The 11,366-nt window shown below is 63.9% G+C and carries 14 protein-coding genes and 3 pseudogenes; 9 read left to right on the forward strand and 8 right to left on the reverse strand.

Translation table 11 applies throughout. The annotated features are described in order from the left end of the window. Window positions 1-505 (reverse strand): DUF899 family protein (locus JWP83_RS28550; protein ID WP_297738318.1); only part of this gene is annotated, 505 nt, incomplete at its 3' end. A 112-nt stretch (window positions 506-617) separates the two neighbouring features. Between JWP83_RS28550 and JWP83_RS28555 the strand changes: the two genes are divergently transcribed. Both JWP83_RS28555 and JWP83_RS28560 read left to right on the forward strand, forming a co-directional pair. Next, complete coding sequence (locus JWP83_RS28555; RefSeq protein WP_297738320.1) at window positions 618-776, forward strand: hypothetical protein; 159 nt, start codon at window positions 618-620, stop codon at window positions 774-776. A gap of 239 nt (window positions 777-1,015) precedes the next feature. Then, window positions 1,016-1,438, forward strand: coding sequence for a TIGR03618 family F420-dependent PPOX class oxidoreductase (locus JWP83_RS28560; RefSeq protein WP_297738322.1), 423 nt, complete (start codon window positions 1,016-1,018; stop codon window positions 1,436-1,438). Window positions 1,439-1,643: 205 nt separating this feature from the next. On the opposite strand, the gene JWP83_RS28565 is transcribed toward JWP83_RS28560, so the two are convergent. Together JWP83_RS28565 and JWP83_RS28570 are read right to left on the reverse strand one after the other, a co-directional pair. Next, on the reverse strand, window positions 1,644-1,937 hold the full coding sequence (locus JWP83_RS28565) for a hypothetical protein (protein WP_297738324.1): 294 nt from the start codon (window positions 1,935-1,937) through the stop codon (window positions 1,644-1,646). A gap of 3 nt (window positions 1,938-1,940) precedes the next feature. Then, window positions 1,941-2,183 (reverse strand): annotated as a pseudogene (locus JWP83_RS28570) (SDR family NAD(P)-dependent oxidoreductase); the annotation flags it as partial. A 379-nt stretch (window positions 2,184-2,562) separates the two neighbouring features. Here JWP83_RS28570 and JWP83_RS28575 point away from each other — a divergent pair. Together JWP83_RS28575 and JWP83_RS28580 are read left to right on the forward strand one after the other, a co-directional pair. Continuing rightward, complete coding sequence (locus JWP83_RS28575) at window positions 2,563-4,197, forward strand: fatty acyl-AMP ligase (RefSeq protein ID WP_297738326.1); 1,635 nt, start codon at window positions 2,563-2,565, stop codon at window positions 4,195-4,197. A gap of 131 nt (window positions 4,198-4,328) precedes the next feature. Then, a complete protein-coding gene (locus tag JWP83_RS28580; protein WP_297738328.1) occupies window positions 4,329-4,466 on the forward strand; it encodes a hypothetical protein in 138 nt (45 codons plus the stop codon). A gap of 757 nt (window positions 4,467-5,223) precedes the next feature. On the opposite strand, the gene JWP83_RS28585 is transcribed toward JWP83_RS28580, so the two are convergent. From JWP83_RS28585 to JWP83_RS28595, 3 genes and pseudogenes are all read right to left on the reverse strand, one after another. Next, window positions 5,224-5,466 carry a DUF5994 family protein gene (locus JWP83_RS28585; RefSeq protein ID WP_297738330.1) on the reverse strand — a complete coding sequence of 81 codons (243 nt, stop codon included), beginning with the start codon at window positions 5,464-5,466 and terminating at the stop codon, window positions 5,224-5,226. A gap of 258 nt (window positions 5,467-5,724) precedes the next feature. Beyond that, the gene (locus JWP83_RS28590; RefSeq protein WP_297738344.1) at window positions 5,725-5,928 is read right to left on the reverse strand and encodes a cold-shock protein; all 204 of its coding nucleotides are present in this window, start codon (window positions 5,926-5,928) and stop codon (window positions 5,725-5,727) included. Between the two features lie 206 nt (window positions 5,929-6,134). Further along, a pseudogene (locus tag JWP83_RS28595) lies at window positions 6,135-6,578 on the reverse strand (TetR-like C-terminal domain-containing protein); the annotation flags it as partial. 15 nt (window positions 6,579-6,593) lie between these two features. Between JWP83_RS28595 and JWP83_RS28600 the strand changes: the two are divergent. From JWP83_RS28600 to JWP83_RS28615, 4 genes are all read left to right on the forward strand, one after another. Continuing rightward, window positions 6,594-6,869 (forward strand): hypothetical protein, encoded by a 276-nt coding sequence (locus JWP83_RS28600; protein ID WP_297738332.1) that lies wholly within the window; start codon window positions 6,594-6,596, stop codon window positions 6,867-6,869. A gap of 291 nt (window positions 6,870-7,160) precedes the next feature. Beyond that, on the forward strand, window positions 7,161-7,874 hold the full coding sequence (locus JWP83_RS28605) for an MIP/aquaporin family protein (protein WP_297738334.1): 714 nt from the start codon (window positions 7,161-7,163) through the stop codon (window positions 7,872-7,874). Window positions 7,875-7,932: 58 nt separating this feature from the next. Beyond that, entirely contained in the window at window positions 7,933-9,165 is a 1,233-nt protein-coding gene (locus JWP83_RS28610; RefSeq protein WP_297738336.1) for an FAD-dependent monooxygenase, read from the forward strand. Continuing rightward, on the forward strand, window positions 9,131-9,565 hold the full coding sequence (locus JWP83_RS28615) for a cupin domain-containing protein (protein WP_297738338.1): 435 nt from the start codon (window positions 9,131-9,133) through the stop codon (window positions 9,563-9,565). The genes JWP83_RS28610 and JWP83_RS28615 overlap by 35 nt, the downstream gene beginning before the upstream one ends. 819 nt (window positions 9,566-10,384) lie before the next feature. Here the strand turns inward: JWP83_RS28615 and JWP83_RS28620 are convergent. Continuing rightward, a complete protein-coding gene (locus tag JWP83_RS28620; protein WP_297738340.1) occupies window positions 10,385-10,690 on the reverse strand; it encodes a helix-turn-helix domain-containing protein in 306 nt (101 codons plus the stop codon). A gap of 26 nt (window positions 10,691-10,716) precedes the next feature. On the opposite strand from JWP83_RS28620, the pseudogene JWP83_RS28625 reads away from it, so the two are divergent. After that, a pseudogene (locus JWP83_RS28625) lies at window positions 10,717-10,967 on the forward strand (ferritin-like domain-containing protein); the annotation flags it as partial. Window positions 10,968-11,007: 40 nt separating this feature from the next. Here the strand turns inward: JWP83_RS28625 and JWP83_RS28630 are convergent. After that, window positions 11,008-11,366, reverse strand: a 359-nt coding sequence (locus JWP83_RS28630) for a LuxR C-terminal-related transcriptional regulator (RefSeq protein ID WP_297738342.1), incomplete at its 5' end; no start/stop codon positions are given.

The raw sequence follows: 11,366 nt of genomic DNA on the forward strand, positions 1-11,366 counted from the left end.
CGCGCAGCAGGGTGGCCTTGTCCTTGTAGTTGTATTCGATCGGTGTTTTCGATTCGTAGCTGCTGACGTGGAAGTCGTAGTTGAAGTCGCTGCCGTGAGACGAGTACCAGCGCAGCCGCCATCCCATGCGGGCCTTGAACTGGCTGAGCCGCGCATACGGTATCCGCGACACCAGCGCCAGTGTGGTGTCCGCGCCCTCGTTGAGATGGACGGGATTTGGCATGTTGTCCACGGCGAACGAGCAACTCGGGCAGCCCTCGTCGATGTCGTGCAGCCACATGAAGTGGTAGATGATCAACTGGCTGCGGCCCTGGAACAAGTCGATAAGTGCCACCTTGCCGTCAGGCCCCTCGAAGACGTAGTCCTTGTCGATGGCCACCGCGGGAAGCGCGCGGCGCTGCTCGGCCAGCGCGGCGAGCTGCCGGCTGGCGGCCGTCTCCTTGGCTAGCAGGTCCCGCCGTGCGGACAGCCACTCCTCGCGTGAGGCGGTATTCGTGATTTTCATTTTTGACTCCTCTCGTCGAGCAGTACTGAGGTGCCCGCCGGTCGTGGTAGGAACCGATCAACACCGCACGCGTCACGATCGGCTTTGCGGCCAAGCGGTGGGCGAGTTCCCGATGGAATTCGCGATAGGCCGCACAGTCCGCGAACGGGTCCGCGGTGCCGTCGAACGCGACGACATGCGTGAATCCGAGCCCGTCGTCGGACATCAACACCTGGTACTGGACTCCCCCGGGATCCCGGGCGGCCAGTTCGATCACCAGGTCCTGAGCTAGCTCGCGGTTACGTTGCGCGTCCTCGCTGGTCGTGAAGTACTGCACGACCACGGCTCTCCTCATTTGTAATCACCTCCATCAATACGGAGGCGCGGTGGTTGCCGAACTCATCGCGCGATGCGGTGATGCCTGGTTGCGCTGTCCGCGATGAGTTCCAGACACTTGCCGCCTCCATATCGACGACGACTCGTTCAACGAGCCGCAGTCAGCAGAAACCGCGCTAGAAGCCAGGAGCAGAAATGAAACTCGACGACAATGCACGCCAACTCATCAGTTCCGACCCCGCAACGCTGGTCACAATCAATCGCGACGGCAGCCCACAAGTGAGCGTGGTCTGGATGGTGGTGCAGAGCACCGCTGACGGCGATGACCAGCTGGTCATCGCCCACCTGCAGGAGCATCAGAAGGTCCGCAACATCCGGCGTGATCCCCACGTGGCAGTGACCATCGTGTCCAAAGATCGCAGCGTGCTGCAGACGCCTTATCTGTCGATCAAGGGCACGGCACGCATCGAGGAGGGCGGCGCGCCCGAACTGCTGAGCGAGACCGCCGCGGCGATCCTCGGACCGGGCACCGGTTTCCCGCCGCCCGGCTCACCACCCGGATACCTGACGCGCATCACGATCGAGAAGGTCGGCGGCGTCGGGCCCTGGGCAGCGTGATGACAGAGTCCCGTCCAGAGCAGTCCTCGGCGGCCGTGTGAGCATTCCCAAGAAGCACTGCGCAACTCACCGCCGTGGAAGCGCAACGGTATGAAGCAATGTATTCGCATGACTGAGTTCACGTGCCCCGTCGGTGATCGTGTGCACCGTCATGACGCGGCTAGTAGGAGCTGCGGCATGATGCTCAGTGATTTCCACTGTCCCGCTACGTAGTGCGCGCGGCGAGCGAGACCATCTGACGACGGCTCGGCAGGCGTCCGGCTGATGCGACGGCGTGGTTCTTCCAGCCTGATATCGCGCTGGGTGACGGATTGCTTCGCCCTAGCGCCCGCAGCGCATTTGACACGACCTCCTCTGCAGACTGATAGGCAGAGCCGCCGGCGGCATCGGTGGAGCCGACGGCGTCGAAGTATTCGGTTTGGGTGAACCCCGGCGAGAAGGCCATCACTCGCAGACCGGTACCGCGAGACTCCGCCCACAGGGCCTCGGTCAGACTCAACACCTAGGCCTTGGCCCCGGAGTACGCGGCTTGATTCGGGATCGGGGCGTAAGCCCCAACGCTGGCGAGGTTCATCAGGTAACCAGTGCCGATGGTCCGCAGCGCCGGCAGAAATGCCCGGCTGATATCAGTCAACGCAGTGACGTCAACGGCGATCATCTGGCGTAGGCGATCGGGATCCTCGTCGTGAAATCGGCCCCAGGTGCCGAACCCGGCGTTGTTGATGACGCTGGTGATCGCTCGGGCGCTCGCTTTGGCGCCAGATCCTCAAACCCGTGTCGTTTCTTCAGCGCGCCGCAAACCATCCCTTTGCGGCACCGGGTTCAGCGGCGATTGTCACGATTTGTGCCGAGTTCGGCCTGCTCCGGTGCCCACAGCGCATCAGGTCTGTACAGTCAGGCCGTCTGACATGCACGGTCTGTCGCTCCGGGCGGAGCGAGATGACCATGTGGGGGGAATATGAAAGGGTTTTACGCACTACCGCAATCGTTGGCGGCCGCCACACAGTGCTCGACGACGGCCGAGCCCCAGCGGCTACCGAAATTCCTAGCGCGGCTGCAAATAAGCGCCGGTCACTCACAAAGCGAACACGCGTCGTATTTTCGCATAAGCCAAAGGGATTGCCATGAGCCAGTTTACCGAGACGATGTACCACAACGCCCGGTGGAGCCTCAAGGGGATGGTCACCGGGGAGCCGCACGCGCCTGCCCGGCATACCTGGGCCGAAGTACACGAGCGGGCTCGCCGGGTGGCGGGTGGGCTAGCTGCGGCGGGCATCGGACATGGTGACGCTGTCGCGGTGCTGGCCGGCGCACCGGTCGAGATCGCGCCGACCGCGCAAGGCATCTGGATGCGCGGCGCCAGCCTGACCATGTTGCATCAGCCCACTCCCCGCACCGACCTGGTGCGTTGGGCCGAAGAGACCACCGGCGTCATCAACATGATTTCGGCGAAAGCCGTCGTCGTCTCCGAGCCGTTCATGGCCGCCGCGCCGGTGCTGTCGAGGCTCGGTATGACGGTGCTAACCGTCGAGACGCTGCTCGCGAACGGCCAGGTCGGGCCCGTCGACACCTCTGACAACGACGTTGCGCTGATGCAGCTGACATCGGGCTCGACGGGATCGCCCAAGGCCGTTCAGATCACGCACGCCAACATTGTCGCCAACGCCGAAGCCATGATGGTGGGCTGCAACTTCGACCTCGACACCGACGTGATCGTGAGCTGGCTGCCGTGCTTCCACGACATGGGCATGACGGGCTACCTGACGGTGCCGATGTACGTCGGCGCCGAGCTGGTGAAGGTCACGCCGATGGACTTCCTGCGCGATACGTTGTTGTGGGCCAAGCTGATTGACAAATATAAAGGGACGATGACGGCCGCGCCGAACTTCGCCTACAACCTGTTCGCCAAGCGGTTGCGCAGACAGGCCACACCCGGGGATTTCGACCTGTCCTCGCTGCGGTGGGCGCTCTCGGGCGCCGAACAGGTGGACCCGCTCGACGTCGAGGACCTCTGCGACGCCGGGGCGCCGTACGGGCTGAAGCCCCAGGCGATCATCCCCGCCTACGGCATGGCCGAGACGACGGTGGCGGTGTCGTTCTCCGATTGCGGCGGCGGCATGGTCGTCGATGAGGTGGACGCCGACCTGCTGGCCCTTCTGCACCGCGCCGTCCCTGCGAGCAGGGGACATACCCGGCGGCTGGTCTCGCTGGGCCGGCCGCTGGACGGCCTGGAGCTGCGCGTCATCGACGAGGAAGGGAGCCTGCTGCCACCGCGCGGCGTCGGCGTCATCGAGGTACGCGGTGAACCGGTGACCAACGGCTACATCACCGTGGCCGGGTTAATCGCGGCGCAGGACGAGCGGGGCTGGTATGACACCGGCGACCTGGGCTATCTCACGGAGACGGGCAATGTCGTGGTGTGCGGGCGGCTCAAGGACGTAATCATCATGGCGGGCCGCAACATCTACCCAACCGACATCGAGCGCGCCGCCTGCCGTGTGGCGGGGGTGCGGCCGGGCTGTTCGGTCGCGGTGCGACTCGACGCCGGGCGCTCGCGGGAGACGTTCGCGGTGGCGGTGGAATCCAAGGAGTACGACGACCCGGCGCAGGTGCGCCGTATCGAGCGTCAGGTGGCGCACCAGGTGTTCGCCGAGGTCGATGTCCGGCCCCGCAACGTGGTGGTGCTTCAGCCCGGGATGATCCCGAAAACCCCGTCGGGCAAGCTGCGGCGCGCCCACGCGCTTGCCCTCGTCAACTGAATCGGCGTCCTCCCGTCGCAGGGCGAGTATTTCGGCGCTCACGGCGACGCGGTGCGTCACGGCCTTGGACACCGAGGCGTAAGGTCAAGACGTCGGGACCAACAGCGGCCCCCACGATCAAGGGGCCAGCCATGTCTGACAAATCTCCTCGGCAAACCATGACCAAGAAGTCCGGAAAATCTCTGAAAGAGAAGCGCGTCGCCAAACAGGCAAAGGCAGCGGCTCGTGTCTCGTCCACCGAGGCCTTGCTCCATGACAAGAAACGCTGACGTACAAAAAAGCTTGCGCTAGGCGTCCGAGCTCGCTGACGGCGGTGCCTTGGGAGCTTATCCGCCCAGGCTGGCCGCCGATAGGGTCACTCAAGTTCAGCGATGACCTCTCGTCGCATCTGTTCCTCCTGCCGCCCGACGGTCGGGCCTCGATCGCGGCGAGCAGCTCACTCAGCGTCGGCGGTGTCGGGCCACCGCGCGCCGTCGATATCGACCCCGAACTGCTGTGCGAGGGCGAGGCTGACGGGTTGAGCGTGGCGCGGCGTCCCGGTCAAGCCACTCACGATGGTGTCGTAGCGGCGGAATCGCTCTTGGGGCGGTCGGAGAAAGTAGGAAGTTGCACCGGTTCCGAATCGCGACGGTCGGGGGACACGACCTCGGGCTCGTAGCAGTGCGAAAACAAATCGGTCGATTTCATGAAGCGGGGTCCTTACATTGGTTTGGCTTCGGCCTAAACGTCGGTCTGTCGGGCGAAGAGCGGTCGATTCGTGAGCTGCTCATCTACACACAAAAATGTCTACGGTGGCGGTGCCAACACGAACGGCTTACCAACCAATCTACACGCGAGCGTTAGGAATGACGTAATGAGCGGCTGGCGGCGTTGATCAGCCCCAGAAACCGCGCCTCTTGACCCTCTTCCGGTCGCCTTCTACGTCGGTCCACTCACCGGAGGCATGGCTGCTGCCTGCCTGGCGACGCCCCGGAAGCCTTCGAGCGCGCCGTCGTTGTGCTTGACGTACACGCCACCGACCCGCATCTACTTCTCAGGTCCCCCGACGGGAAGTCGTCGCCGTATCGATCGTGCTCGAAACCTCCGGACACGTCGGCGACATGCCGGTCGGTAACACGCGCGCCCGGCGGTCATCATTGCCTCGTGTGCAATGTCTGGATCGGTGCTCGGAGGCACCACCAGCAGAAGGATCCTCTCGCGGCCGACCCCGAGCACTTCGAGGGTGTCGGGTGGCTGGCGGCTGAAGGCGCAGAGTCGAACCGATTCCACCGGACGCCAGCCGTGCCGGCGCCTTCGCCTATGCGGAAGCCTTGGCGCGCTTGACTGCCGGCTTCTTTGTCAAAAATTCACCGGACTTCTCGCTCATCGCTCGCCGGGAGATTTGTGGGCGACGCTGACCCCTTGATACCGGGGCCTGGATGGTACCGATGTCTTGTTCATACGCGCTGCCGGGTGGCGGGCCAGGAACCCTCAACATGCTGTGGGCTGGCGGGAAAACCCACCAGCCCACAATAGGTAGAGCTTGCGCTAGACGGCAGTTACGCCGACAGCCTGCGGACCCTTGGTCCCCTGCTCGATATTGAACTCAACTCGCTGGTTCTCCTCGAGCGATTTGTAGCCGTTTCCCTGTATTTCTGTGTAGTGGACGAACACATCTGCTGCGCCGCCGTCCGGAGCGATAAAACCGAAGCCTTTTTCGCTGTTAAACCATTTCACAGTTCCCTGTGCCATACCTTCAACTTCTCTCATTCTGAACGGATGCCGATGGGCATCCCGGGACACAATAGCACGTGCGGCGCAAGGAAGTGTCTTCGACTGAGATAGAACGCTTTTCATGCAGTGAGACGCCCCGTCGTGGCCGGGCGGAGCCCGGCTGGGGCGACGTTTCGGGGCCCTTCGGCGCCAAGCATGACGGGGCGACCGGGCAGAGGATCCGTTCAGCGCTTGTCGTCGAGGTTTCGCTGGTTGCTCGGTCCTTGTACCGCTGGCAGGATCAGCGTGTCGATGACCTGCCGTACAAATTCGGCATCGACCGTCTGTCCGCTGATGACGCGCAACATCCCCATTGCCGTTATGACGTCGGCTGCCAATGACCAGTCGCGGGTGGCGGCTATTTCGCCGCGGTCGGTGGCTTGCGCCAGAACCGCCGACAGAACGCGTCTACCTTTGAAGAGGATCAGGTCATTGAGCGCTGTGGCGAGTTCGGAATCGTGTGTAGCCTCCAAAACGACCCGCAGGACGAGGTCGTTGGTGACCAAGGAGTTGTCGTTGCGCTTGGCGCGTTCGACGAGGGCATCGAGATCGCCTACCAGACTGCCGGTGTCAGGCGCGTCGTCGCTGAGCAGATCGGGTCGCCAGTAAACAAGAGCGTCGGTCATCAGACCCTCGCACGCACGATGCGTGAGCGCCACGACAGCCAAGGACGCGGCGGCACTGCCCTCGATCCCTTCCTAGATCTCCTCGAAACCGGTAACCAGGACGAAAACGCCATGGACCCCACGGATGTCGGCAAGCTGGTCGTGCAGGCCATCAAGACCAACCAGTTCTGGCTGCTACCCAACGGCGCACCACAACTGCCCCTGGTCGAGGCCGACTTCGAAGAGATGCGGAGCAGTAGCTCCTCGTTTGTCACTGAACGACGCGCCGACCCGACATCACCGGAAAAAGTGTGACAAAATCGACAGGTTCGTGTCATTTCTTCCCGGTCAGCTCTAAGCAGGGCAAAGGTTTTCGTTGTCGGGCCAACAGGATTGGATCTGCGATGCTGGCAAGCATGACTGGCGTGGGCGAGCTCGCTTAGCGGCACTGAGTTTTATGGGGCCGAACGAGTCGACCCGTCCCAATGCCGATCGGTCAACGGTCCGAATTGCAGCTGTCCGGTATGCGCGCAGTGAGGCTGGCAGGCACGGTGAATGGTCGTCAGCGCTGACGACATCGGGGCCTGGGACGGCAATCCTTAAGCCATGGTCACAGCACAGGCACCGAGTCAGCCAATCACGGGCGCAGAGTCAACCGAAGTCGCCAGCGGACCTCCCTCGGCAGCGAAGTACGCCGCCGAAGCGATCGGCACATTCTTCTTGGTGTTCACGGTCGGTGCCGCCGTCGGCAGCGGTACCCAGTTCGCCCCGCTTGCTATCGGTGCCGTCCTGATGGTGATGGTCTACGCCGGTGGACACATCTCGGGCGGCCATTACAACCCCGCGGTGACCTTGGCGGTGCTGGTGCGGCGCCGGATCGCCGTGCGCGACGCCTTCATGTACTGGATCGTCCAGTTCGGCGCCGGGCTGCTGGCTGCGGCGGTGGTGCGTGGGATCGTTGATCCGGCACAGGCTACGAAGACCGTAACGATGACGCTGACCGGTCACGCTTTGGTGGCCGCATTCGTAGTCGAGATGTTGTTCACCTTCGCTCTGTGCTACGTGGTACTGAATGTAGCGACGAGCAAGAGCCATCGGGACAATTCGTACTTCGGCCTGGCGATTGGTTTCACCGTGCTAGCAGGCGCTTTCGCGGTCGGCGCGATCTCCGGTGGCGCGTTTAACCCGTCGGTCACTATCGGTGCGGCGGTGATGGGCATGTTCGCCTGGCCGACGCTGTGGGTGTATCTGGTCGCGCAAGTCATCGCCGGCGCCGCGGCCGGAATCACATTCCGCGCGCTCAACCCTGACGACAAATGATTACGCCCCCAACACCGATCGCTACCTGGGCAAGAGTTCGCGAGGACGGGAAAGCCGTGTGAGCCAGGCACTCGTGGTGGGCGGATCACTCGGAGGCCTCACGGCAGCGCTGGTTCTCCGAGACCTGGGATGGGACGTCGAGGTTCTGGAGCGTAGTGCGGTTCCGTTGCAGGGGCGCGGGACCGGCATCGTCTTGCATCCCACCACTGTTCGCTATCTCGTGGAGCGGGTCGGTAAGGCGACTGGCGACATCGGCGTGCCTGCCAGCAGGCTTCGCTATCTCGGCGCTGACGGCTCGGTCGTGCACGAGCAACCTTGCGCACACCGGTTGGCGTCGTACTTCAAGTTGTATCGCGGGTTGCTGGACGCCTTCGGCGCCGAGCATTACCACTTGTCGAGGCAGCTTGCGCACCTCGATAACCGGGACGATGACGTCACGGTGTCACTGACCGACGGTCAGACTTTGACCGCAGACCTGGTGGTGTGCGCCGACGGCATCCGCTCGACGGGACGCTCGGTTCTGGTGCCCGACGCGGAACCATGCTATGTGGGATACGTGGCCTGGCGCGGCACCATCGAACGTGATCAACTCAGCGGCCGTACGGCGAGCATCCTGCGGGACGCGATCACCTACCGGATCCTCCCGGATGGCCACTTGCTGACCTATCCGATTCCGGGCATGGACGGGTCTGAGCTGTGCAACTGGCTCTGGTACCGGAATGTCGCTCCGGGAGACCACCTCACCGACCTGCTGACCGACCGCGATGGTTGCCGGGCTGAGCTGACCGTGCCGCCCGGATCGGTCCAGACCAAGCATCTCGAAGCGCTGCGGTCCGCGGCGGACGCCGAACTCCCCTCGCCGATCGCGGAGCTTGTCCAACGAAGCGCTGAGCCGTTCGTCCAGGTGATCGTCGACCTCGAGGTGCCGCGAATGGCCTTCGGGAGAAGCTGTCTGATCGGCGATGCGGCGTTCGGGCTGCGACCGCATATCGGTGCGGGCACCGCCAAGGCGGCCGACGATGCCTGGCAGCTAGGCAACGCGCTGCTACACACCACTGGACGGCAGGTACCCGTTCGCTTGAAGGGTTGGGAGGCTGAGCAGCTACTGACGGCCCGGCGTGCCATGCAAAGGGCCCGCGCAGTCGGTCGAAGCGTGCAGTTCGAGGGCACGTGGCAGGTCGGCGACCCCTCACCGTTCGGGCTGTTCGCGGCTGGGGACAGCGCGCTACCGGTCGTGGAACAGAAAGGAATCCCCAATGCACGAGCCGTCGGTCCGCGTCGTTCGGCGTGACCAACTCTCCGACAACACCCCACAGACCTCGGGACTGCACCGGGCGGTCGCCTTCGACAGCCGCAACCCCGACGCCAATGTACTGAGCGCCTTCCTGAGCACGGTGCTACCCGGCGCAGCGACCGGTGCGCACCACCACGGCGATCAGGAGACAATCCTGTACGTGCTGGAAGGCACCGCCAGGTACCGGTGGGGCAACCGTCTCGAGCACGTCGTCGAGGCCGGTCCGGGAGACTTCGTCTTCATTCCGGCGCACACGGTGCACCAGGAGATCAACGCGTCCCCCGACCGCCCGACGGTCTGGGTGGTTACCCGTTCGAACCCCGATCCGATCGTGGTGAACCTGCCGGAGCTGGACAAGTTCGCAGAGCCTGCTGCGCGCGAGTACCACCATCCCTGACCCAGCGACGCGACAGCAGCCGCGTCATGCCGACGATCCCGTTGTGGGAATGCGCGCTGTTGCCACGCACTGTCAAGCTGGCGTCCATGGTTCTGCCGGCAAGTCTGTGACGATCTCCTCGGAAGTGCAGTCCCAGCGGTGCTGCGGATCGCAACGGCACGGAGCCGCGGGGTCTGATGGCTTCCCGGACGCGACGATGGCAATCACTGGGTTTCGACCCCAAGCCCTCCCTTGGACAGGATCGCCGGATGAATGCCCAGCAACGGCGACCGCACGCGCATCGAATCCGTAGCGGATACGGCCTGCGCAGGAACTGCGTCCGGCATCCAGCCGGCCAGCTGTGATCGTTTCGTCACTGCGGTTTTACCTGGGCTGGGTCGATGGCGGTAGTCCTGGCAAGGAGGCAGAGCGACCCTCCCGGATTCCCCGCGCTATCTCTTCCCTCATAGCAGGGCTGCCGGGTGGAGCTGTCTCTCGGCAGCTGCAGCTGAGGCCGCCGAATGGGTTCGGGGCCGTGCCGATCTGGTTCCCGTCGGCGCTGGCCGGTGCTGCGCTCCCAACGTAAGGGCCGAGCGCGATAACGGCGCCGACCAGTATTTTCGTGATCACTCGCTGAGCCGTCATGTCATCCTCTTAACTCGAAATTATGCGGTGGTGAGACTTGATACCGAGAACAGCGCCCCGGGAGTCCGAATGCTTCACCGCGGGTACATTCAGACGTCCGCTGTGCTACTTGACATAATTCCGGATCCGGCAGCCGGCGTCGCCACCGCTGATACCCATCAGTGCCCCCTGCCAGCGGGAGTCTGCGGCCCCCAGCTAGCTGTATCGGTACCTTTGTCCCGATGTTCCCGTTGGCGGGAATGCAGGCGGCCTGCCCAGAACCTGAATAGCCGTGGACGCGTCTCGTCGGCCACCAGCCCCGCCGGTCCGGTTTGCTTCGGCACCGCCGGTGTCGGTCGGATACAGGTTCAGGCCGACCACCGAGTTGAGCAGGCCGTCCAGGGATCGCGGGTTCCACCCGGTCAGGTGCTGCCAACGGTCCTGCCGGTAGGTAACAGTGTTGGGGTGCAGGTCTTTCGCGCTAGTGGCGATCGACAACCCGTGCTTGCCATAGGTGAGCACGGCCTCGGCCAGGTGCGGATGAGCGCGCTGTTCCCGACGGACGGTCCGACACCGTCACGGCATCGACCACACTGCCCGCCTTCCCCCCGGCCGAGCAGACCACCACCGACACCGTCGAATTCGTCACCACCGCGATCTACGCCGCAGTTGACACCCTCCGCACCGTCTACGACGACGTCCATACCGCCGACCCTCCAGTGCCGACCTGCTGCACACCATCATCAACAGCTTGGAAAAGGCCGCCTGGATGCTCAAATCCGAGAACCGCAAAATTTGAGGACGACCGACACACAATATCCTCATGGCTGCGGCCTTGTTCAGTGCGCCTCGAGGAAGGTGACCACCGCCAGCACCCGGCGGTGGTCATCACCGGTCTCGGGCAGGTTCAGTTTGGTCAAGATGCTGCGGACGTGCTTTTCCACCGTGCCCTCGGTGACCCAGAGTCGATGGGCGATTCCAGCATTGGAACGCCCCTCCGCCATCAACGCCAACACCTCGCGCTCGCGGGCACTAAGCACCTCCAGCGGATCATTGCGCCGCCGCGCCGACACCAACTCGGCCACCAGCGCCGGATCCACCACCGAGGCGCCCTTGGCGATGCGCCCCAGCGTCTCCACGAAGTCGGCCACATCAGTGACCCGACTCTTGAGCAGATAACCGACGCTGCGCCCACTGG

Source organism: Mycobacterium sp., assembly GCF_025965855.1.
GTDB lineage: Bacteria > Actinomycetota > Actinomycetes > Mycobacteriales > Mycobacteriaceae > Mycobacterium.